The 21,149-nt window shown below is 53.3% G+C and carries 19 protein-coding genes and 7 tRNA genes; 2 read left to right on the top strand and 24 right to left on the bottom strand.

From position 1 onward, the window contains the following. Positions 1-2 precede the first annotated feature (2 nt). The 7 genes from mrdA to leuS all read right to left on the bottom strand — a co-directional run bounded on the left by mrdA (position 3) and on the right by leuS (position 7,841). Positions 3-1,904 (bottom strand): peptidoglycan DD-transpeptidase MrdA, encoded by a 1,902-nt coding sequence (gene mrdA / locus AC0LWE_RS07560; RefSeq protein ID WP_219346881.1) that lies wholly within the window; start codon positions 1,902-1,904, stop codon positions 3-5. Positions 1,905-1,932: 28 nt separating this feature from the next. Beyond that, positions 1,933-2,400, bottom strand: a complete 468-nt coding sequence (gene rlmH / locus AC0LWE_RS07555) for a 23S rRNA (pseudouridine(1915)-N(3))-methyltransferase RlmH (RefSeq protein ID WP_012016571.1) — start codon at positions 2,398-2,400, stop codon at positions 1,933-1,935. A gap of 3 nt (positions 2,401-2,403) precedes the next feature. Next, on the bottom strand, positions 2,404-2,721 hold the full coding sequence (gene rsfS, locus AC0LWE_RS07550) for a ribosome silencing factor (RefSeq protein ID WP_012016572.1): 318 nt from the start codon (positions 2,719-2,721) through the stop codon (positions 2,404-2,406). Between the two features lie 258 nt (positions 2,722-2,979). Next, positions 2,980-3,651, bottom strand: a complete 672-nt coding sequence (nadD, locus tag AC0LWE_RS07545; protein ID WP_202667177.1) for a nicotinate-nucleotide adenylyltransferase — start codon at positions 3,649-3,651, stop codon at positions 2,980-2,982. Continuing rightward, entirely contained in the window at positions 3,644-4,675 is a 1,032-nt protein-coding gene (gene holA, locus AC0LWE_RS07540; protein WP_216981719.1) for a DNA polymerase III subunit delta, read from the bottom strand. Before holA ends, nadD begins: the two co-directional genes overlap by 8 nt. After that, a complete protein-coding gene (lptE, locus tag AC0LWE_RS07535) occupies positions 4,675-5,244 on the bottom strand; it encodes an LPS assembly lipoprotein LptE (protein ID WP_059178657.1) in 570 nt (189 codons plus the stop codon). The genes holA and lptE overlap by 1 nt, the downstream gene beginning before the upstream one ends. 14 nt (positions 5,245-5,258) lie before the next feature. Continuing rightward, positions 5,259-7,841, bottom strand: a complete 2,583-nt coding sequence (gene leuS / locus AC0LWE_RS07530; RefSeq protein ID WP_165500929.1) for a leucine--tRNA ligase — start codon at positions 7,839-7,841, stop codon at positions 5,259-5,261. A gap of 214 nt (positions 7,842-8,055) precedes the next feature. On the opposite strand from leuS, the gene AC0LWE_RS07525 reads away from it, so the two are divergent. Beyond that, positions 8,056-8,538, top strand: coding sequence for a zinc ribbon-containing protein (locus tag AC0LWE_RS07525; RefSeq protein WP_059178750.1), 483 nt, complete (start codon positions 8,056-8,058; stop codon positions 8,536-8,538). 169 nt (positions 8,539-8,707) lie between these two features. Here AC0LWE_RS07525 and rihA read toward each other — a convergent pair whose 3' ends face one another. The 10 genes from rihA to miaB form a co-directional block, all read right to left on the bottom strand. Next, the gene (gene rihA, locus AC0LWE_RS07520; protein WP_474265128.1) at positions 8,708-9,643 is read right to left on the bottom strand and encodes a pyrimidine-specific ribonucleoside hydrolase RihA; all 936 of its coding nucleotides are present in this window, start codon (positions 9,641-9,643) and stop codon (positions 8,708-8,710) included. Between the two features lie 125 nt (positions 9,644-9,768). Then, positions 9,769-10,494 carry an amino acid ABC transporter ATP-binding protein gene (locus tag AC0LWE_RS07515; protein ID WP_059178655.1) on the bottom strand — a complete coding sequence of 242 codons (726 nt, stop codon included), beginning with the start codon at positions 10,492-10,494 and terminating at the stop codon, positions 9,769-9,771. Further along, positions 10,491-11,168 (bottom strand): glutamate/aspartate ABC transporter permease GltK, encoded by a 678-nt coding sequence (gltK, locus tag AC0LWE_RS07510; RefSeq protein WP_012016580.1) that lies wholly within the window; start codon positions 11,166-11,168, stop codon positions 10,491-10,493. The genes AC0LWE_RS07515 and gltK overlap by 4 nt, the downstream gene beginning before the upstream one ends. Then, positions 11,168-11,908, bottom strand: a complete 741-nt coding sequence (locus tag AC0LWE_RS07505) for an amino acid ABC transporter permease (protein ID WP_012016581.1) — start codon at positions 11,906-11,908, stop codon at positions 11,168-11,170. Before AC0LWE_RS07505 ends, gltK begins: the two co-directional genes overlap by 1 nt. Before the next feature lie 155 nt (positions 11,909-12,063). After that, positions 12,064-12,969, bottom strand: coding sequence for an amino acid ABC transporter substrate-binding protein (locus AC0LWE_RS07500; RefSeq protein WP_012016582.1), 906 nt, complete (start codon positions 12,967-12,969; stop codon positions 12,064-12,066). Between the two features lie 357 nt (positions 12,970-13,326). Beyond that, entirely contained in the window at positions 13,327-14,865 is a 1,539-nt protein-coding gene (gene lnt / locus AC0LWE_RS07495; protein ID WP_174342294.1) for an apolipoprotein N-acyltransferase, read from the bottom strand. Between the two features lie 5 nt (positions 14,866-14,870). After that, a complete protein-coding gene (gene corC, locus AC0LWE_RS07490; RefSeq protein ID WP_059178653.1) occupies positions 14,871-15,749 on the bottom strand; it encodes a CNNM family magnesium/cobalt transport protein CorC in 879 nt (292 codons plus the stop codon). Between the two features lie 103 nt (positions 15,750-15,852). After that, positions 15,853-16,320, bottom strand: a complete 468-nt coding sequence (gene ybeY, locus AC0LWE_RS07485) for an rRNA maturation RNase YbeY (protein WP_012016585.1) — start codon at positions 16,318-16,320, stop codon at positions 15,853-15,855. Next, the gene (locus tag AC0LWE_RS07480; protein WP_202665228.1) at positions 16,317-17,363 is read right to left on the bottom strand and encodes a PhoH family protein; all 1,047 of its coding nucleotides are present in this window, start codon (positions 17,361-17,363) and stop codon (positions 16,317-16,319) included. The genes ybeY and AC0LWE_RS07480 overlap by 4 nt, the downstream gene beginning before the upstream one ends. Positions 17,364-17,535: 172 nt before the next feature. After that, positions 17,536-18,960, bottom strand: coding sequence for a tRNA (N6-isopentenyl adenosine(37)-C2)-methylthiotransferase MiaB (miaB, locus tag AC0LWE_RS07475; protein ID WP_059178651.1), 1,425 nt, complete (start codon positions 18,958-18,960; stop codon positions 17,536-17,538). A gap of 136 nt (positions 18,961-19,096) precedes the next feature. On the opposite strand from miaB, the gene ubiF reads away from it, so the two are divergent. Further along, complete coding sequence (gene ubiF, locus AC0LWE_RS07470) at positions 19,097-20,272, top strand: 3-demethoxyubiquinol 3-hydroxylase (protein WP_131487643.1); 1,176 nt, start codon at positions 19,097-19,099, stop codon at positions 20,270-20,272. Positions 20,273-20,374: 102 nt separating this feature from the next. Here ubiF and AC0LWE_RS07465 read toward each other — a convergent pair. The 7 genes from AC0LWE_RS07465 to AC0LWE_RS07435 form a co-directional block, all read right to left on the bottom strand. Further along, a tRNA-Gln gene (locus AC0LWE_RS07465) sits at positions 20,375-20,449 on the bottom strand. A gap of 37 nt (positions 20,450-20,486) precedes the next feature. Then, a tRNA-Gln gene (locus AC0LWE_RS07460) sits at positions 20,487-20,561 on the bottom strand. A gap of 45 nt (positions 20,562-20,606) precedes the next feature. Further along, a tRNA-Met gene (locus tag AC0LWE_RS07455) sits at positions 20,607-20,683 on the bottom strand. A gap of 16 nt (positions 20,684-20,699) precedes the next feature. Beyond that, a tRNA-Gln gene (locus AC0LWE_RS07450) sits at positions 20,700-20,774 on the bottom strand. A 31-nt stretch (positions 20,775-20,805) separates the two neighbouring features. Further along, a tRNA-Gln gene (locus AC0LWE_RS07445) sits at positions 20,806-20,880 on the bottom strand. Positions 20,881-20,902: 22 nt separating this feature from the next. Further along, positions 20,903-20,987, bottom strand: a tRNA-Leu gene (locus tag AC0LWE_RS07440). Positions 20,988-20,996: 9 nt separating this feature from the next. Next, positions 20,997-21,073: transfer RNA gene (locus AC0LWE_RS07435), tRNA-Met, on the bottom strand. Between the last annotated feature and the right edge of the window lie 76 nt (positions 21,074-21,149).

Genomic DNA, 21,149 nt, shown 5'->3' with positions numbered 1-21,149 from the left:
GATTATTGGTCCTCCGCAGCTGTAGCGGCTGGGGTTTCAGCAGGTAGCTCGGTGTTGTTATCGCCCAGCATAATGTGGTCGAGGATTTGGCGCATGATTGTCCCGACTGCCGGGCCAGCACCACCGTTCTCGAGAATCATCGCTACCGCAACCTGCGGATTATCATAAGGTGCAAATGCCGTCATGAGCTTATGGTCACGCAGGCGTTCAGCAATTTTATGCGCGTTATACGTTTCGTTCGCCTTCAGGCCAAAGACCTGCGCGGTACCCGATTTCGCCGCCACTTTATAGGGTGCGCCTGCGAAGTATTTATGTGCGGTGCCGTTCGGGCGATTCGCTACGCCATACATGCCGTCTTTGGCAATTTCCCAGAAGCCGGAATGAATATCGCCCACCGGGGCTTCATGCGGTTGCGACCACGGCACTTGCTTCCCGTCTTCTATGGTGCTCATCAGCAGGTGCGGCACTTTTACCACGCCATCGTTAATGAGGATCATCATTGCTTTACTCATCTGAATCGGCGTAGCGGTCCAGTAACCCTGGCCGATGCCGACCGGAATGGTGTCGCCCTGATACCACGGTTTTTTAAAGCGTTTGAGCTTCCACTCGCGCGTCGGCATGTTCCCTGAGCGCTCTTCCGACAGGTCAATACCGGTGTAATGACCGTAACCAAACTTGCTCATCCATGCAGAGAGGCGATCAATACCCAAATCATAAGCCACCTGGTAGAAGAAGGTATCCGCCGACTCTTCCAGAGATTTGGTGATATTGAGGTGACCGTGGCCCCATTTTTTCCAGTCGCGATAACGTTTTTCGGAGCCAGGCAGCTGCCACCAGCCAGGGTCAAACAGGCTGGTATTGCGGTTGATCACGCCTGCACTCAACGCCGAGACGGCGACGTAAGGCTTAACGGTGGACGCTGGCGGGTAGACGCCTTGTGTTGCACGGTTAATCAGTGGGGTATTTGGATCGTTCAGCAAGCCGGAGTATTCTTTGCTTGAGATGCCATCCACAAACAGATTGGGATCGTAGCTTGGCATCGAAACCAGAGCCAGAATCCCCCCGCTGCGCGGGTCGGTCACGACCACGGCGGCTCGACTGCCGGCCAGTAGCGTTTCAATATACTGCTGAAGCTTGAGATCGAGCGTCAGGTAGACGTCATGGCCTGCTTGCGGAGGCACTTCTTTGAGCTGACGGATAACGCGACCGCGGTTATTGACTTCAACCTCTTCATAGCCGGTCTGCCCGTGCAACACGTCTTCATAATAGCGTTCGATGCCAAGCTTGCCGATATCGTGGGTTGCAGCGTAGTTTGCCAGCTTGCCGTCTTTATCGAGGCGCTCAACGTCTTTATCGTTAATCTTAGAGACGTAGCCAATGACGTGCGTCAGCGCCGAGCCGTAAGGATAATAGCGGCGCTTATAACCTTTCACCTCAACTCCCGGGAAGCGATACTGGTTCACCGCAAAGCGGGCAACCTGAACTTCCGTCAAATTGGTTTTGACCGGAATAGAGGTAAAACGGTGGGAACGTGCACGCTCTTTCTTGAAGGCCGTGATATCGTCATCGGTAAGATCGACTACGCCTTTCAGCGCATCCAGCGCGTCCTGCACATTATCCACTTTCTCCGGCATCATCTCGATTTGGTAGATGGTACGGTTTAACGCCAGCGGCGTGCCGTTACGGTCGTAGATAATGCCGCGGCTAGGCGCGATAGGCACCAGCTTGATACGGTTTTCGTTGGAACGCGTTTGATAGTCGGTAAAGCGGACGATTTGCAGATTATAGAGGTTGGCGATCAGCACGCCAGTCAGCAGCAAAATCCCGATAAAGGCGACCAAAGCCCGGCGCACAAACAGCGCGGACTCAGCCGAATAGTCGCGAAAAGAATTCTGTAGTTTCATCCGCTGCTTAATTTGCCCTGGTCAATCATTACTCACGGTGATAAGGGTGGTTGGTAGTAATGCTCCACGCGCGGTAAAGGCTTTCCGCTACCAACACCCGGACAAGCGGATGGGGTAACGTAAGCGCGGAGAGGGACCAACTTTGTTCTGCGGCCGCTTTACAGGCGGAGGATAATCCTTCTGGCCCGCCAATCAGCAGACTGACGTCGCGGCCATCCAGCTTCCAGCGCTCAAGCTCTTGCGCCAGTTGCGGCGTATCCCAGGGTTTGCCCGGGATATCAAGGGTCACGATGCGGTTCTTGCCAGCGGCAGCCAACATCAACTCACCCTCTTTATCGAGAATACGCTTGATATCTGCGTTTTTGCCGCGTTTTCCTGCTGGTATCTCTACCAGTTCGAACGGCATGTCTTTAGGAAAACGACGCAGATATTCAGTAAAACCCGTCTGTACCCAATCTGGCATTTTTGTGCCGACGGCTACCAGTTGCAACTTCACGCATCAACCCCAGAGCTTTTCCAGTTCATACAGACGACGGCTTTCGTCCTGCATGACATGGACAATCACATCGCCGAGGTCAACGACAACCCAGTCAGCAATGGCTTCGCCTTCCACACCCAGTGGCATAAGCCCTGCAGCGCGAGATTCCTGAACAACGTGGTCAGCAATAGAGGCAACGTGGCGAGTGGAAGTACCGGTGCAAATAATCATGCAGTCGGTGATACTGGAACGACCGTGAACGTCGATAGCGATGATGTCCTGACCTTTCAGGTCATCAATTTTGTCTATAACAAAATCCTGGAGTTCTTTACCCTGCAAGTTTTCCCCCTGGGTGAATGAAGTTGAGCAATGAGTGAGTAGCCTGGCAGTATACCTGAACTGACGGCTGTGTCGGGACAAATGTCACCAGACGGAATTTTTAAGGTGGGTATCATCCCATCCTCTGCCTGACAATGCATCGCCATTATTGTAAAACAATTTCTGTAAAGCTATGACTGGCAGAAGTCAGGCTGCGGAGGATATCAGCCTGGAAGGGGCTGTCAATGGCACGGCGTCGAATTAGCCGATTTTTCGCGCTTAGTCTGATGCATCTGTGCTTTTCTGATACAAACCTTGCTGGCGGATGTAGTCAAGCACGGACGTGGACAGCAGTTCATCGCAGGGTAGTGCGTTTTGCAGCCGTTCACGTATCAACGTAGCAGAGATATCAAACCACGGCGTTTCGGCCAGATAAATTTTACCGGCAGGCAAAGTATGCAAATCTTCCACATTGTGCGTCAGATGCGCTTCAAGCCATGCCTGATACTGCTCGTCTTTCATCGTGAGGGGATAGCCTGGACGGCGGCAAACGATGAGATGGCTGTTTTGCAGAATCGTTTCATACTGATGCCAGGTCGGGAAGTTCAGCAATGAATCCTGACCGATGATGAATCCTAATGGCCGGGTGGGGCCTTGTTCCGCGCGCCACTCCATCAGAGTTTGCGAAGTGTAAGACGGCATATCCCGGCGCAATTCCCGCTCGTCTAACTGAAAAAGGGGCTTATCTGCGATGGCCAGTTCCAGCATGTGTTTACGCTGTTCGCTTGTCGCTTCCGGCTGAGGACGGTGCGGCGGAACATTATTGGGCATGATGATCACGCGCTGCAGGCCAATCAGATTCGCCAGTATTTCAACCGGTTTCAAATGACCATAATGGACAGGATCGAATGTACCGCCAAAAAGTGCCTGTAAAGAGTTCATCTCAACCATCAATAAACACGTCTGCCAGCGCCTTATGACACAGCAGCAGCGAGAGGCTTTCCAGTTCGGCCCAAACCGACTGACCATAATCCTGCTTCAGCGTTAGCTCCGCACGGGTTAGAAGCTGTACTGCCTGACGGAGCTGCTCGTGGCTCAGCCGGTTTAACGCTTCGGTGGTCATCGCCCGACGGTTTTGCCAGACACGGTGCTTATCAAAAAGCGCGCGTAATGGGGTGTTGGCCGACTGGCGTTTTAAGGTGTTAAGCAGTAACAACTCACGCTGGAGAGTGCGCAGCAAAATAACCGGTTCGCTTCCTTCCAGGCGCAGCTGCTGCAAAATGTGCAGTGCGCGTTTACTTTTCGCCGCCAGCAGAGCATCGACCCAATGGAACGGGGTAAAGTGCGCGGCGTCGTTAACCGCTTGTTCAACACGCGGCAAGGTCAGTTTGCCATCTGGCCACAGCAACGACAGCCGATCCAGCGCTTGCGCGAGTGCCAGCAAGTTTCCCTCATAGCAATAACACAGCAGCTGATTAGCGGCGTCATCTAACTGGAGATTCAGTTGTTTCGCCCGGACTGCAACCCATTTTGGCAGTTGCGCCTGTTCAGGCGTCTGGCATGTAACCTGAACAGAATGGGTTGCCAACTGGGTAAACCAGGCGGCATTTTCCTGTGCTTTGGTGAGCTTATTGCCACGAACAATCAGGAGTAAATCAGCGTGCAGCAGACTCACCAGCGTTGCGAGCTGCTCGTTAATGGCCGCATTAGGACCATTTTCCGGTAGCTGAATCAGGAGCGTCTGACGAGATGCAAAAAGGCTCATCGCCTGGCAAAGCGAAAAGATCGTCTGCCAGTCGGTGCTGTTATCAAGCTGGAAAGTATGGTGTTCGTCAAAGCCCTGTGAAGCAGCAGCCTGACGCACAGCATCCTGACTTTCCTGGAGCAAAAGCGGATCGTTTCCGAGTAACAGATACGCCGCGCGCAGCCCTTCGTTGAGCTGCGCGCGGAGTTGTTCAGGATACAACCGTAGCATTAGTTACCCAGCGTTCCGGTAACTTGCGGCGTGGTATCCAGTGGAACGGCGTGTTCCGTATCGGTGTCTTTTGACGCGACCTGGATGCTCGGCAGTTTGCGGATTAGCTGTTCCGCAGCCTTGTCGTACATTTCATTGATAATGATCTGCTGCTCGGCGTCTTTTGCCAGCGCAGTTTGTGGGTTATCAAAGAACGAACGATAGACCTTGGTGCTGATCGGGTAAATGTCGCGACCCGGGATCAGCACGGCAGCACTCACCGACATCACCATCTGATATTCCGCTGTACGGCCATCCTGGAAGATGGACGCGGTATCTTTGCTCAGTGAAGAGCTTAATACGCGGAATGATGGAATATCCTGGCGCAGCGTTCCTTTCTCGATAAGCTCAACGCCATTGAGACGCAGCTGGTTACGAATCGCACGGCTCAGTGGACCATTTGGGTCCCCCGAATCGAAGATCATCGTTTTCATTTGTTCAGGCACTGCAGTAGTGTTACGCAGATGCCAGCCACAACCTGCGGTGACAAGCACCGTCAGGGATAAGAGTAATGTTGCCAGTTGTCGCACGTTTCCTCCCGCGCTTAGCCAACGACCAGATTCAGCAGTTTACCGGGTACGTAGATCACTTTACGCACGGTAACGCCCTCAAGGTATTTCGCAACCAGATGTTCCTGGCCTGCGCGTTCACGAACCTGTTCTTCAGTTGCATCGACTGCAACGGTAATTTTACCGCGCACTTTACCGTTGACCTGAACCACAACCAGCATGGTGTTTTCAACCATTGCTGACTCATCAGCAACAGGCCACGGGGCGTTATCGATATCGCCTTCGCCTTTCAATTCCTGCCACAATGTGAAGCATGCATGTGGTGTGAACGGGTTCAGCATACGAACGACGGCCAACAGCGCTTCACGCATCAAGGCACGATCCTGCTCGCCTTCCAGCGGTGCTTTCGCCAGCTTGTTCATCAGTTCCATAATAGCCGCAATTGCGGTGTTGAAGGTCTGACGACGACCAATATCATCGGTTACTTTTGCGATAGTTTTGTGAACATCGCGACGCAGTGCCTGCTGATCTTCACTCAGCGCACCGACGTTCAGGGCGGGCGCTTCGCCCTGAGACGTATGCTCGTAGACCAGTTTCCAGACGCGTTTCAGGAAGCGGTTCGCGCCTTCTACGCCTGATTCCTGCCATTCCAGCGTCATATCCGCCGGGGACGCAAACATCATGAAGAGACGCACGGTATCTGCACCGTAACGTTCAACCATCACCTGCGGATCGATGCCGTTGTTTTTGGACTTGGACATCTTGCTCATGCCGGTATACACCAGCTCATTGCCCGCCGCGTCTTTCGCTTTCACGATACGGCCTTTCTCGTCGCGTTCAACGATCGCATCAACCGGGGATACCCAGTTACGCTCGCCGTTCACGCCGACATAGTAAAACGCATCCGCGAGAACCATGCCCTGGCACAGCAGCTGTTTTGCTGGTTCGTCAGAGTTAACCAGACCCGCGTCACGCATCAACTTATGGAAGAAGCGGAAGTAGAGCAGGTGCATGATGGCGTGTTCAATACCACCAATGTAAATATCCACCGGCAGCCAGTAGTTCGCTGCTTTGGAATCCAGCATACCTTCCTGATACTGCGGGCAGGTGTAGCGCGCGTAGTACCAGGATGACTCCATAAAGGTGTCGAATGTATCCGTTTCACGCAGCGCTGGCTGACCGTTAACGGTGGTTTTCGCCCACTCCGGATCGGCTTTAATCGGGCTGCTGATCCCGTCCATGACCACGTCTTCCGGTAAAATAACCGGCAGTTGATCTTCTGGCGTTGGCAGCACGGTGCCATCTTCCAGCGTGACCATTGGAATCGGCGCACCCCAGTAACGCTGACGGGAAACACCCCAGTCGCGCAGACGATAGTTCACTTTTCGCTCACCGACGCCCAGGGAGGCCAGTTTATCCGCGATAGCGTTGAAGCCTTCTTCGAAGCTCAATCCGCTGAATTCGCCAGAGTTAAACAGGGTGCCTTTTTCGGTGAGCGCCTGCTCAGACAGATCCGGTTCTGAACCGTCAGCGGCCAGGATAACCGGCTTGATGTTCAGGCCGTATTTAGTCGCAAATTCGTAATCACGCTGATCGTGGCCCGGAACGGCCATAACTGCACCCGTGCCGTATTCCATCAGCACAAAGTTGGCTGCCCAAACGGGAACCGCTTCGCCGGTCAGTGGGTGAATGGCGTTAAAACCTGTCGCAACGCCTTTTTTCTCCATCGTCGCCATATCGGCTTCTGCCACTTTGGTATTGCGGCATTCGTCGATGAAAGCGGCCAGCGCTGGATTGTTCGCAGCAGCCTGCTGTGCCAGCGGATGACCCGCGGCAACGGCCAGGTAAGTCGCACCCATGAAGGTGTCGGGACGCGTGGTATACACCGTGAGCGTCTGATCGCTGTTTTCAACGTTAAAGGTGATTTCTACACCTTCAGAGCGGCCAATCCAGTTGCGCTGCATCGTTTTAACGGTGTCTGGCCAGTGATCCAGATTGTCCAGATCGCGCAGCAGTTCGTCAGCGTAAGCGGTGATTTTAATGAACCACTGTGGGATCTCTTTGCGCTCAACTTTGGTATCGCAGCGCCAGCAGCAGCCGTCGATAACCTGTTCGTTCGCGAGAACGGTCTGGTCGTTCGGGCACCAGTTCACCGCAGAGGTTTTCTTGTACACCAGGCCTTTTTTGTACAGCTCGGTGAAGAATTTTTGCTCCCAGCGGTAATACTCTGGGGTACAGGTCGCCAGCTCGCGGCTCCAGTCATAGCCGAAGCCCAGCATTTTGAGCTGGTTTTTCATGTAAGCGATGTTGTCGTACGTCCACGGCGCAGGGGCCGTGTTGTTTTTCACCGCCGCGCCTTCAGCAGGCAGACCAAACGCATCCCAGCCAATCGGTTGCAGGACGTTTTTACCGAGCATACGCTGGTAGCGTGCGATCACATCACCGATGGTGTAGTTACGCACGTGGCCCATATGTAGTCGACCAGAAGGATAGGGAAGCATCGACAGGCAGTAATACTTCTCTTTGCTCTCGTCTTCAGTGACTTCGAAAGTACGCTTCTCGTCCCAGTGTTGCTGGACTTTTGTTTCTATCTCTTCCGGGCGGTATTGCTCTTGCATGGCAGCCAGTGGTCCTGTTCTCAATACAGCTACAAACGTAGCCAATGGATGGGGAATTTCAGATCCGCCTAGCATAGCCCAAACGTCCGCCTCAAAACAGCCTTTCCCAAAAAACGCGCTTGCAGGAATTTACGCAGAGTGTGGATGACCTGACACAGCGCTTCGCAAATAAGGTCTATCATTAGAGACAGTTACTTACCCGGGAGGCGAAATGATGAACAAGGTTGCTCAATATTACCGCGAACTGGTAGCCACACTGACGGAACGGCTGCGCAACGGAGAACGCGATATCGACGCGCTGGTCGAACAGGCTCGTGCGCGGGTCGTGCAAACGGGTGAATTAACGCGTACCGAAGTCGAAGAGGTGACGCGAGCCGTGCGACGCGATCTGGAAGAGTTCGCGAGAAGCTACGAAGAGAGTCAGAATGAAATCACGGACAGCGTATTTATGCGCGTCATCAAAGAAAGTCTGTGGCAGGAGCTGGCGGATATTACCGATAAAACCCAGCTGGAATGGCGCGAAGTTTTCCAGGATCTGAATCATCACGGCGTGTATCACAGTGGCGAAGTGGTGGGATTGGGTAATCTGGTGTGCGAGAACTGTCACTTCCACCTGGCGGTATACACGCCTGACGTGCTGCCGCGCTGCCCAAAATGTGGTCACGATCAGTTCCAGAGGCGACCGTTTGAGCCCTAACTAGATGTCTTCTTTCCCGAAATGGAGAGAATACGTGTTTACCCCCTCTCCCTGTAAAGAGGGTCGGGTTGAGGGCATGAGACCGCACAAGGTAAAAGCAAAAAGGCAACGCCAGTTGCCTTTTTTAGTGTTTGCTCCCTCTTCACGTGGGAGAGGGCATCAGAACGCACTAGTTGTAAAACTTCAGCTGCTCCGAGAGTAAATCCACAAAACCTTGTCTGTCGATATCGACCATCAGCGTGGTATTCGGTTTGTTACCGGTCAGCGAATAATAATCCACCACCGTCATCCCTTGCGTGTATTTCCCCTGGGTTTCCACGCCGACCCAGCGATCAACTGTGGTAAACAGATCCGGTTTTAACAGCCAGGCAATCGTACAAGGATCGTGTAACGGCGCGCCATGGAATCCCCATTTTTCCGCTTTGTGGTACTCCATAAAGAAGTCGAGCAATTCTGCCACGGTGGTCGCAACAGGGTTGCCAATCGCGCGGAAACGCTCAACATCTGCTGCCATAATTTGCGCACGATGGGTGACGTCAAGGCCTGCCATGACAATCGGTAAGCCGGACTGGAACACAATCTCAGCCGCTTCGGGATCGACGAAAATGTTAAATTCGGCGGCAGGCGTCCAGTTCCCTAACCCCATCGATCCACCCATGATCACAATACGCGCGATCTTACTGTGCAGCTCTGGGTGGCTATTGAGCAGTAGCGCCACGTTCGTTTGCGGGCCGGTTGCCACCAGCGTGACGGGTTCATCGCTTGCGCGCAGCACGTTGGCCATAAGTTCGACCGCCGTACACTCCTGGGGTTTGAAAGCCGGTTCTGGCAGTGCCGGGCCGTCAAGGCCGGTCACGCCATGGACGTTATCAGCAATAATTAAATCACGCATCAGGGGCTTGCGCGCGCCACCCGCCACCGGAATATCGGTACGGTTAAGCAACGTCAACATGCGCAACACGTTACGCAACGTTTTGTCGGGTGTTTGATTTCCAGCGGAAGAGGTAACTGCTTTGAGGGCCAACTCCGGTGATGCGAGGGCAAGAACAAGTGCGATAGCGTCATCATGACCCGGATCGCAATCGAGAATAATAGGCAGTGCCATAGCGTTCTGTTCTCCATTCTGAGCGTGAGTTTGTGACAAGGTTAACGCCGCGATGTGATACAGACGAGAAAAAGAGAGGCAAAGCGTGAAGTCGTGCGCAATCCGAAGATTGCGCACGGTATTGATTAGTGCAGGATTTTTGCGAGGAAGTCTTTAGCGCGATCGGATTGCGGATTGGCAAAGAAATCTTCTTTCGGAGAATCTTCGACAATCTTGCCTTCATCCATAAAGATCACACGATTCGCCACTTTACGGGCAAAGCCCATTTCGTGGGTCACCACCATCATGGTCATGCCTTCGTGAGCCAGTTCAACCATGACGTCCAGCACTTCGTTAATCATCTCTGGATCGAGTGCAGAAGTGGGTTCATCGAACAGCATGGCAATCGGGTCCATACACAGCGCGCGGGCGATAGCCACACGTTGCTGCTGACCGCCGGAAAGCTGCGCCGGGAACTTATTTGCATGGGCAGACAACCCGACACGTTCCAAAAGCTTTAACCCTTTTTCACGCGCGGCCGTTTTGTCGCGTTTGAGCACTTTAATCTGCGCCAGCGTCAGGTTCTCAATAATCGACAGATGCGGGAACAGCTCAAAGTGCTGGAATACCATGCCGACATGAGAACGCAATTTCGCGAGGTCAGTGCTTTTGTCGTTCACCTTCGTGCCATCGACGGTAATCTCACCCTGCTGAACAGGTTCAAGGCCGTTAACCGTTTTGATAAGCGTAGATTTACCGGAACCTGACGGCCCGCAAACCACCACCACTTCGCCTTTTTTCACTTCCGTTGAGCAGTCGGTCAGCACCTGAAAGTGCCCATACCATTTTGAAACATTTTTCAGGGAAATCATTGCACTGTCCTTTTCTTCAGCCAGCTGACCAATAGCGATGCACTTAAACTAATTGCAAAATAAACCGCACCTGCGAACAGGATCATCTCCACCTGCGTACCGTCACGCTCACCGATTGTGGAAGCTGTGCGGAAGAAGTCCGCGAGGCTCAGCACATACACAAGTGACGTATCCTGGAAGAGGACAATACCCTGCGTGAGCAGCAGTGGAACCATGGCGCGAAACGCCTGCGGCAGAATGATGAGCTTCATTGACTGCCAGTGAGTCATGCCTAACGCAAGCGCTGCGCTGGATTGCCCACGCGAAATGCTCTGAATACCTGCGCGAATAATTTCTGAATAATAAGCCGCCTCAAACATCGAGAAAGCGACCATTGCAGAGATCAGGCGGATATCCGCTTTCGGCGAAAGCCCAAGCACGTTTTGCAACAGACCCGGTACGATCAGATAAAACCACAGCAGCACCATTACCAGTGGAATGGAGCGGAAAACGTTGACATAAGCCGTGGCGAACCAGGCAAACGGTTTAAAGCTCGACAGGCGCATGACCGCCAGAATCGTGCCCCAGACAATACCGATAACGATGGCAATGACGGTGATTTTTAAGGTAATCAACAGTCCGTCCAGCAGATACGGCATCGATGGGACGATGGAACTCCAGTCAAACTCGTACATTATTTGCCCCCCAGATTGCCCGGCAGGCGAGTTTTACGTTCAACCAGGTTCATCACCAGCATGATGACAGTGTTAATCAGCACATAGGCGAGCGTGATCGCGGTGAAGGATTCCCACGCGTGCGCGGAGTAATCCAAAAGCTTGCCCGCTTGCGCCGCCATATCGACCAGACCGATGGTCGAGGCGATAGCCGAGTTTTTCACCAGGTTCATCATCTCTGAGGTCATCGGCGGCACGATCACGCGATAGGCGTTTGGCAGCAGCACATAGCGGTAGGCTTGTGGCAGCGTCAGTCCCATTGCCAGCGCGGCATTTTTTTGCCCACGCGGCAGAGACTGGATGCCTGAACGAACCTGCTCACAGACGCGCGCCGCGGTGAACAACCCAAGGCAGAGCATGGAGGAGACGAAGAACTGAATGTTAGGGTCCAGCTCCGACTTAAACCACATGCCGAGATTTTCAGGTAACAGTTCAGGAACGACCAGATACCACGTAAAGAACTGCACGATTAACGGAACGTTACGGAACAGTTCAACGTAAAGCGTGCCAAGAGAAGAGAGAAAACGGTTAGGTACGGTACGCAAAATACCGAACAGCGAGCCGACAAGGAAAGCGATAATCCAGGCCGTTATAGAGAGCGCAACGGTGACCTGAAAGCCGCTCCACAGCCAGCCGAGATAGGTTGTGTTGCCGAACGGAGCTTGTTGCAGAAAAATGCCCCAGTTCCAGTCTATTGACATAATCAACTCCAGAAAAAAAAGGGTAGCAGCGCTACCCTCGAAGATTGGTGAGAAGCTCAATTTTCGCGCTGAGTGGGGAACGACCACTCAGCGTATAGTCTGTCCACGCTTCCCGACAATCGAGAGGGCAGGAGATCCCGCCCCTATGGTTCTAATTAGTTAAGTGCTTTGTCGTTTGGTTCTTTGAACAGGGCTTTCATGTCGCTAGACAGTTCAAAGTTCATGTTGAGATTTTTTGGTGGAATCGGGTTCTTGAACCACTTATCGAACCATTTTTCCGCTTCGCCAGAGGTCTGCGTTTTCGCGATGGTGTCATCGATCAGCTTTTTGAAGTCCGCATCGTCTTTACGCAGCATACAGCCGTAAGCTTCTTTAGACTGCGCGGTGCCGACGATTTCCCAGTTATCAGGCTTCTTCGCTTTTGCACGTTCGCCAGCCAGCAGAGCGTCATCCATCATAAAGGCCACTGCACGACCGCTTTCCAGCGTACGGAAGGAATCACCGTGGTCTTTCGCACTGATGATGCGCATATCCATTTTCTTCTCTTCGTTCAGCTTGTGCAGCAGAACTTCAGAAGTGGTACCCGAGGTCACAACAACGGCTTTGCCTTTCAGGTCCGCGAAGTCTTTAATGTCGCCGCCTTTTTTGGTCAGCAGACGCGTACCGACCACGAAAATGGTGTCGGAGAAGGCCGCTTGTTTTTGACGCTCAAGGTTGTTCGTCGTAGAACCACACTCAAAATCGAAGGTGCCGTTTTGCAGCAGCGGAATGCGGTTTTGTGAGGTAATTGGAATCAGCTTCACCTCAAGATCGGGTTTGTTCAGCTTTTTCTTGACGGCTTCAACGATTGCGTTGGAGTAATCCTGTGAGTAACCCACGACTTTTTGCGTGTTGTCGTAGTATGAGAACGGGACGGAAGATTCACGGTGGCCGACCACGATCACGCCATTTTTGGCAATCTTGTCGAGAGTGCTCCCGGCTGCCGGGGCGTCTTCAGCGTGAACGACGCTTGCGGACATTCCCATTACCAGCATTGCTGTGGCCAGTTTACGTAATTGCATACCCAACTCCTTTTATTATCTGCGCCAGAGACGCATCGATACCCATTGTGATGTTGTTATATCTCGCGCTATGCGAGTGCAGTGTTATGCAAGCTTGTTAACATTTAGTCTGGCTTAATGTAAAGATTTTGCTGCGTTATTGTTTATTTTTGCGAAGCGCGCCGCACCATTCAGAGGCAATAATCTTTCGTTGCACCGTTTCGGTGCTACCGCTGAACTGCGATGGTGCGACTGGGTTGCACGTTAAGCCAAACGACTGAATATGTGATTTAACAAAGCAATAGGTGTGCCAGAAATGGCAAATAAGGCAGGATTTGTTTGCCCGACACACAACGCGTGGCCGGGCAAAGGAAGGGCTTAACGACGACGCTGACGTAAACTCATCAGTAGCGCGCCAAAACCAAATAGCACAGTCAGGATCCACAGCGGCCAGTTTCCGGTACGAGCGTACGGCGTCAGGCCAGTGGTTGGTGTAACTTTTGTGGTCAATACCGCACGGGTGAACTGCGGGATCATCGCCTGGATTTCGCCCTGCGGGCCAATCACTGCGGTGATGCCGTTGTTGGTGCTGCGCAGTAACGGTCGGGCCAGCTCCAGCGAACGCATACGCGCCATCTGGAAATGTTGCCACGGGCCAATCGACTTACCAAACCAGGCATCGTTTGAAATGGTCAGCAGATAATCGGTGTCAGCGCGGAAGTTGTCGCGGACCTGCTCGCCAAGAATAATTTCGTAGCAAATGGCGGGGGTCAGCGCTAACCCATGGGCATGCAGCTGTGGCTGGACGTAGGGGCCGCGGCTAAATGACGACATCGGCAGATCGAAGAACGGGGCGAGCGGGCGAAGAATCGTTTCCAGAGGGACAAATTCGCCAAACGGCACCAGGTGGTTTTTGTTGTAGCGGTTGGTCGACTCGTAGCTGTACGGGTTGTCTTTACCAAGCGTAATGATGGTGTTGTAGGTGTCGTAACGGTTTTGCTTATTCAGCCGCGCGTCGACAATCCCGGTGATCAGCGTGCTATTACGCGCACGCAGTAGATCGTCCATCATGCTCAGAAAACGTTGCTGATTGATTTCCAGATCCGGAATCGCCGACTCAGGCCAGATAATCAGCTGCGATTTACCCATCTCTTTTTGCGTCGCATCGAGATAGATTTTCAGCGTGTTAATGAGCTGGTTCTCGTCCCACTTCAGCGACTGAGGGATATTGCCCTGTACCATAGACACTTGGGTGGCGCGTTCAGGCTCCAGCGTAAACCACTGGATGTAACGCAGCGGGAAGGGCAATGCGAACAGCACAACCGCAACAACCAGCGGTTTCCAGTTACGTTTAATCAGTGCCAGAACGAGCAGGCCGGTGACCACCATCAGCAGGAAGTTGATCGCCTCAACGCCCATGACGGGCGCGAGTCCTTTCAATGGACCGTCAATCTGGCTGTAACCGAACTGGAGCCACGGGAAGCCGGTGAGCACCCAGCCGCGCAGGAATTCGGTAATTTGCCAGACCACTGGCGCAGCAATGGCGACACGAATCCAGGTCGTTTTAGGCCACAGGCGCGAGAGAACGCCTGCAAACAAACCGGTATACAGTGAAAGATAGGCGGCCAGCAGCACCACAAGGAAAACGTTAACCGGCCCCGGCATTCCGCCAAACTGCGCGATACTGACGTAAACCCAGTTAATGCCTGAGCCGAACAGGCCAAGCCCCCAGAAGTAGCCGATTGCGGCGGCCTGTACCGGGCGACGGTTAAGCGTTAATCCTTGCAAACCCATCAGCGAAATAAGCGCAGCGGGCCAGATGTCGTAAGGAGAAAAAGCCAGCGTTCCGCTGGCTCCGAATAACAGCGCCAGCAGCAAACGTACGCGCTGGCGTTCAAATAATGGGGCAAATGCCATTTACATTAGTCTTCCAGTTTTGGTACCGGGGAGTCGTCCGGCATTCGGACGTGAACCTGTATAATACGGCGACTGTCGGCCATGGCGACCTTAAACTGGTAACCGTCGATTTCAACGGATTCGCCACGCGCAGGAAGATGACCGAATGCCTGCATCACCAGACCACCGATGGTATCGACCTCTTCATCGCTGAAGTGGGTGCCGAAAGTTTCGTTGAACTCTTCAATAGAGGCCAGCGCGCGCACGGTCCAGGTGTGACGACTCAACTGACGGAATTCGATATCGTCTTCTTCGTCATATTCGTCTTCAATCTCGCCGACAATCAGTTCGAGAATGTCTTCAATCGTAACAAGGCCGGAAACACCGCCAAATTCATCGATAACAATCGCCATGTGGTAGCGTTGGGAGCGGAACTCTTTCAGCATGCGATCAACACGCTTACTTTCCGGAACCACCACCGCCTGGCGTAACACTTTTTCCATGCTGAAGGCTTCGGCATCGCTGCGCATAAACGGCAGCAGATCTTTCGCCATCAGAATCCCTTCGATGTGATCTTTGTCTTCGCTGATGACCGGGAAACGCGAGTGGGCAGATTCGATGATGACATCGAGGCACTCGTCCAGCGTCTGGTTGCGTTTCAGGGTAATCATCTGCGAGCGGGGGATCATAATATCGCGAACGCGCTGGTCGGCGATGTCCATGACCCCTTCGAGCATTTCGCGCGTATCTTCATCGATAAGATCGTTCTGCCCGGAATCACGAATCAGCTCCAGAAGTTCATCACGGTTTTTTGGCTCACCGTGGAAAAGCTGGCTCAGAATGAGGGAGAAAAATCCCTTCTTACTGGTTGTCGTGTCGCTACTGTGTGAATTGTCGTCGCTCATGGCGTTTGTTAAGGGTTCTCTCGTCAGTGTAAAGCGCACCGCCGCAGGAAATGTCCCTTTGCGGCGGCATGATGTGTCAGTTCAGCTACATAAGCTTCGCTGACTATTCTTTCTCGGCAATGTACGGATCCTCATAGCCCAGAGCAAGCATTATCTCTGTCTCAAGGGATTCCATCTCTTCCGCTTCTTCGTCTTCGATATGATCGTAACCAAGCAGATGCAGGCTACCGTGAATGACCATATGCGCCCAATGCGCGTCGAGCGGTTTTTGCTGCTCTTTAGCTTCCTGTTCAACTACCTGGCGGCAGATGATTAAATCGCCCAGCAGCGGCAGCTCAATACCAGGAGGTGCTTCAAACGGAAACGAGAGCACGTTAGTCGGCTTGTCTTTCCCGCGGTAGGTCAGGTTGAGCTCGTGACTTTCCGCTTCATCCACCACACGAATCGTCACTTCTGACTCTTCCTGAAACTGGGGAATCACCGCATCCAGCCATTTCTGGAACTGACTCTCTTCCGGCAAACCGGAATTGTCTTCACATGCCAGCTGTAAATCGAGGATCACCTGACTCATTTATTCTCTTGCTCCTGGGATTCGCGTTTGCGTTCCGCTGCGTGTTCTGCTTTACGTTTTTGCTCTGCCTCTTCCCATGCCTCATAGGCGTTAACGATGCGCGCTACCACCGGATGGCGGACCACGTCTTCGCTGTTGAAGAAGTTAAAGCTGATTTCATCCACTTCCGCCAGCACTTCAATGGCGTGGCGCAGACCGGATTTCGTGCTGCGCGGCAGGTCGATCTGGGTAATATCGCCGGTAATCACGGCTTTCGAGTTGAAGCCAATACGCGTCAGGAACATCTTCATCTGTTCGATGGTGGTGTTCTGGCTCTCATCAAGAATAATAAACGCGTCATTCAGCGTACGGCCGCGCATGTAGGCCAGCGGGGCGACTTCGATAACGTTTCGTTCAATCAGCTTTTCGACTTTTTCAAAGCCCAGCATTTCGAACAAGGCGTCATACAATGGACGCAGATACGGATCGACTTTTTGGCTCAAATCGCCCGGCAGGAAGCCCAGTTTTTCACCGGCTTCGACCGCGGGACGGGTCAGCAGAATTCGGCGAATGTCCTGGCGTTCCAGCGCATCCACTGCCGCTGCAACGGCCAGATACGTTTTACCTGTCCCCGCAGGGCCGACGCCGAACGTGATGTCATGATCAAGAATGTTGGCGATGTACTGCGCCTGATTCGGCGTGCGTGGCTTGATGACGCCGCGCTTGGTTTTGATATTAATCACCTTGCCGTATTCAGGAACGCTGTCCGCGCTCTGTTCCAGTACGCGCGCTTCTTTAATCGCGAGGTGAATTTTTTCAGGCTCAATATCCTGCGTCTCTCCGCGCATCGGGGCGGTATCGACATACAGGCTGCGCAGGATATCCGCCGCGGCGTTGACGCAGATGGTGCGTCCGGTGAGTTTGAAGTGATTATCGCGACGATTGATTTCAATACCCAGACGTCGCTCCAGTTGTTTGATGTTGTCATCAAACGGCCCGCACAGGCTCAGCAGGCGAGCGTTGTCTGCTGGCTCAAGGGACATTTCACGCGTTTCTGTATTCAAACTGTTCCTCTTAAGGTGTGTATTGCCGGATTGCGATATGCAAATCCGGCCTACAGACGAGTCGTCATAACGAAATTATTCACGCCACAGATTAAAGGCGCAAGCTTATGCTTGCATATTGGGGATGCAGAAGGGAATTACAAGGCCTGCCAGACGGGCAGGCCTGAACGCATCACGGCTGATACACCACCGCGCCTGAATCATTTTCTTTGCGCGTACGGGCAATGACGGAGGCAGGTGTTTCCGCCACGCGCAGTCCCATCTGATCTTCTGTACGGACCACTTTGCCACGCATGGAGTTGGTGAGCACTTCCAGAATTTCAATGTCGACAAACTTGCCGATCATGTCCGGCGTGCCTTCAAAGTTAACCACGCGGTTGTTCTCGGTACGGCCTGAAAGCTGCATGACGCTCTTGCGGGACGTGCCTTCCACAAGAATACGCTGGGTCGTGCCAAGCATGCGACGACTCCAGGCCGTGACCTGCTGGTTAATACGCTCCTGCAAAATGTACAGGCGCTGTTTCTTTTCGTCTTCCGGCACATCGTCAACCATATCGGCAGCAGGTGTTCCCGGACGTGCGGAGAAGATAAAGCTAAAGCTGACGTCAAAATTGATTTCACCGATAAGCTTCATGGTGCGCTCAAAGTCGTCGGTCGTTTCGCCAGGGAAGCCAACGATAAAATCGGAGCTTATCTGGATATCCGGACGCGCTTCACGCAGCTTACGGATGATAGCTTTGTATTCCAGCACGGTATGGGTGCGGCCCATCAGGTTCAGTATACGGTCAGAACCGCACTGGACCGGCAGATGCAGGAAACTCACCAGTTCTGGGGTATCGCGATAAACGTCAATGATGTCATCCGTGAATTCGATCGGATGGCTGGTGGTAAAGCGTACGCGATCAATACCGTCGATAGCGGCAACCAGACGCAGCAGTTCGGCAAAAGTACCGGTGCTGCCATCGTAGTTTTCGCCGCGCCAGGCGTTGACGTTCTGGCCTAGCAGGTTCACTTCACGTACGCCTTGCGCCGCAAGCTGGGCGACTTCAAACAGGATGTCATCACACGGGCGACTGACTTCTTCGCCGCGGGTGTAAGGCACCACGCAGTAAGTGCAGTATTTATTGCAGCCTTCCATGATAGAGACGAACGCGCTCGGGCCGTCGGCACGGGGCTCCGGCAGGCGGTCAAATTTTTCGATTTCCGGGAAGCTTACATCGACAACCGGGCTGCGGTCGCCGCGCACCGAGTTGATCATTTCTGGCAGGCGATGCAAAGTCTGCGGGCCAAATACGATATCAACGTACGGGGAGCGGGTGCGAATCAGTTTACCTTCTTGCGAGGCCACGCAACCACCGACACCGATGATCAGATCCGGATTTTTCTTTTTGAGAAGTTTCCAGCGGCCTAACAGATGGAAGACTTTTTCCTGCGCTTTTTCACGAATTGAGCAGGTGTTAAGCAGCAGCACATCGGCTTCTTCTGCGAGTTCGGTCAGTTCATACCCGTGGGTCGCATTCAGCAGATCGGCCATCTTTGATGAATCGTATTCGTTCATCTGACAGCCCCAGGTTTTTATATGGAGTTTTTTAGTCATCGACTTGCTCAGGCTCAGGATTGCAAGCCGCGTATTGTAATGCTTTGGTGGGGTTGTGACCAGTATGAAGGTTGGCAGCCGCAAGGGCGTAAAAATCCGGTAAACTGAAGGGATTCTCTTAAAAGGATTATTGACCATGACACTCCAACAAACCGAAATTGCCGTTGTCGGCGGCGGGATGGTCGGCGGCGCACTGGCGCTCGGGCTGGCACAGCAGGGATTTCAGGTAACGGTCATCGAACAGGCCGCACCACCTGCGTTTGATAATACGCAGCAACCCGATGTTCGGATCTCCGCGATCAGTGCGGCATCGGTGGATCTTCTGCGTGGGCTGGGGATTTGGGATGCAATCCTGGCGATGCGCGCCCATCCGTATCGCCGCCTGGAAACCTGGGAGTGGGAAAACGCCCATGTCACGTTTGATGCCGCCGAGCTGAAATTGCCGCTGCTGGGTTACATGGTGGAAAATAATATCCTGCAACTGGCGCTCTGGCAGGCGCTTGAGGCGCACCCAAACGTCACGTTACGCGTCCCGGCTTCGCTGAAAGCACTTCATCGTCACGACAGTGGGCATTTACTCGTGCTGGACAACGGCGATGAGCTGGCAGTCACGCTGGTCGTTGGGGCGGACGGCGCGAATTCGCAGGTCCGACAGATGGCGGGGATGGGTATTCATGCCTGGCAGTATCAGCAGTCTTGTATGCTGATTACGGTTAAATGCGAGAACGATCCAGGTAACAGCACCTGGCAGCATTTTACGCCAAACGGCCCGCATGCCTTTTTGCCGCTTTTTGATAACTGGGCTTCGCTGGTGTGGTACGACACGCCTGCACGAATTCGTCAGCTACAAGGGCTGTCGATGGAGCAGTTACAGCGCGAAATTGAACACCATTTCCCGGCGCGGCTCGGTAAGGTGACTCCGGTTGCGGCGGGCGGTTTCCCGTTAACGCGTCGGCACGCGCTGCAATATACTCAGGAAGGACTGGCGCTGGTGGGCGATGCGGCCCATACCATTCATCCGCTGGCAGGACAGGGCGTTAATCTCGGCTATCGTGATGTCGAAGCGTTGCTGGACGTATTACAGAGTGCACGAGGACACGCAGAGCCTTGGGCGAGCGCGGCAGTGCTTAAGCGTTACCAGATGCGGCGTATGGCGGATAATTTTCTGATGCAGTCGGGGATGGACTTGTTTTACGCGGGATTCAGCAACGATCTCGGTCCGTTGCGCGTGTTGCGTAATGTGGGGCTGATGGCTGCGGAACGTGCGGGCGGCCTTAAGCGTCAGGCCTTGAAGTACGCCTTGGGTCTTTAAACTTTGCACTGACTCTTCCCTTTTCCCTTCGGGGAAAGGGAAGGGCTGCACTATAACGACAAAAACAAAAAAGCCCGCAGAGCGGGCTTTTTTGTGACTTATTGGCTGGGGTGCAGGGATTCGAACCCCGGAATGCTGGTATCAGAAACCAGTGCCTTACCGCTTGGCGACACCCCAATTGCGTTAAACAAAAGGGTCAACGACTTTTTAAAATTGGCTGGGGTACGAGGATTCGAACCTCGGAATGCTGGTATCAGAAACCAGAGCCTTACCGCTTGGCGATACCCCAACAATTTTTTCTGGGTGACCGACGTTAATCGATACGTCCCTAATTTGGTGGCTACGACGGGATTCGAACCTGTGACCCCATCATTATGAGTGATGTGCTCTAACCAACTGAGCTACGTAGCCGAACTGCATTCTTCGATGGCTGGGGTACCTGGATTCGAACCAGGGAATGCCGGTATCAAAAACCGGTGCCTTACCGCTTGGCGATACCCCAATAACCACGGAGAACCGCAAATCGAAGAAAATGGCTGGGGTACCTGGATTCGAACCAGGGAATGCCGGTATCAAAAACCGGTGCCTTACCGCTTGGCGATACCCCATCCGTGCAACGCTAAATGAGAATGGTGCGGGAGGCGAGACTTGAACTCGCACACCTTGCGGCGCCAGAACCTAAATCTGGTGCGTCTACCAATTTCGCCACTCCCGCAAAAAAAGATGGTGGCTACGACGGGATTCGAACCTGTGACCCCATCATTATGAGTGATGTGCTCTAACCAACTGAGCTACGTAGCCATCTTTTTTCACGCTACCTTATCGGCGTTGCGGGGCGCATTATGCGTATAGACCCTTGCAGCGTCAACACCTTTTT

This window comes from Lelliottia sp. RD5, assembly GCF_056032945.1.
This window is presented reverse-complemented; position numbering and strand designations above follow the sequence as displayed.

Coding starts and splice junctions, on each gene's coding strand:
- mrdA (WP_219346881.1), bottom strand. CDS start 1,904: ATGAAACTACAGAATTCTTTTCGCGACTATTCGGCTGAGTCCGCGCTG.
- nadD (WP_202667177.1), bottom strand. CDS start 3,651: ATGGTTGAGATGAACTCTTTACAGGCACTTTTTGGCGGTACATTCGAT.
- holA (WP_216981719.1), bottom strand. CDS start 4,675: ATGCTACGGTTGTATCCTGAACAACTCCGCGCGCAGCTCAACGAAGGG.
- leuS (WP_165500929.1), bottom strand. CDS start 7,841: ATGCAAGAGCAATACCGCCCGGAAGAGATAGAAACAAAAGTCCAGCAA.
- AC0LWE_RS07525 (WP_059178750.1), top strand. CDS start 8,056: ATGAACAAGGTTGCTCAATATTACCGCGAACTGGTAGCCACACTGACG.
- rihA (WP_474265128.1), bottom strand. CDS start 9,643: ATGGCACTGCCTATTATTCTCGATTGCGATCCGGGTCATGATGACGCT.
- AC0LWE_RS07515 (WP_059178655.1), bottom strand. CDS start 10,494: ATGATTTCCCTGAAAAATGTTTCAAAATGGTATGGGCACTTTCAGGTG.
- gltK (WP_012016580.1), bottom strand. CDS start 11,168: ATGTACGAGTTTGACTGGAGTTCCATCGTCCCATCGATGCCGTATCTG.
- AC0LWE_RS07505 (WP_012016581.1), bottom strand. CDS start 11,908: ATGTCAATAGACTGGAACTGGGGCATTTTTCTGCAACAAGCTCCGTTC.
- AC0LWE_RS07500 (WP_012016582.1), bottom strand. CDS start 12,969: ATGCAATTACGTAAACTGGCCACAGCAATGCTGGTAATGGGAATGTCC.
- lnt (WP_174342294.1), bottom strand. CDS start 14,865: ATGGCATTTGCCCCATTATTTGAACGCCAGCGCGTACGTTTGCTGCTG.
- corC (WP_059178653.1), bottom strand. CDS start 15,749: ATGAGCGACGACAATTCACACAGTAGCGACACGACAACCAGTAAGAAG.
- ybeY (WP_012016585.1), bottom strand. CDS start 16,320: ATGAGTCAGGTGATCCTCGATTTACAGCTGGCATGTGAAGACAATTCC.
- miaB (WP_059178651.1), bottom strand. CDS start 18,960: ATGACTAAAAAACTCCATATAAAAACCTGGGGCTGTCAGATGAACGAA.
- ubiF (WP_131487643.1), top strand. CDS start 19,097: ATGACACTCCAACAAACCGAAATTGCCGTTGTCGGCGGCGGGATGGTC.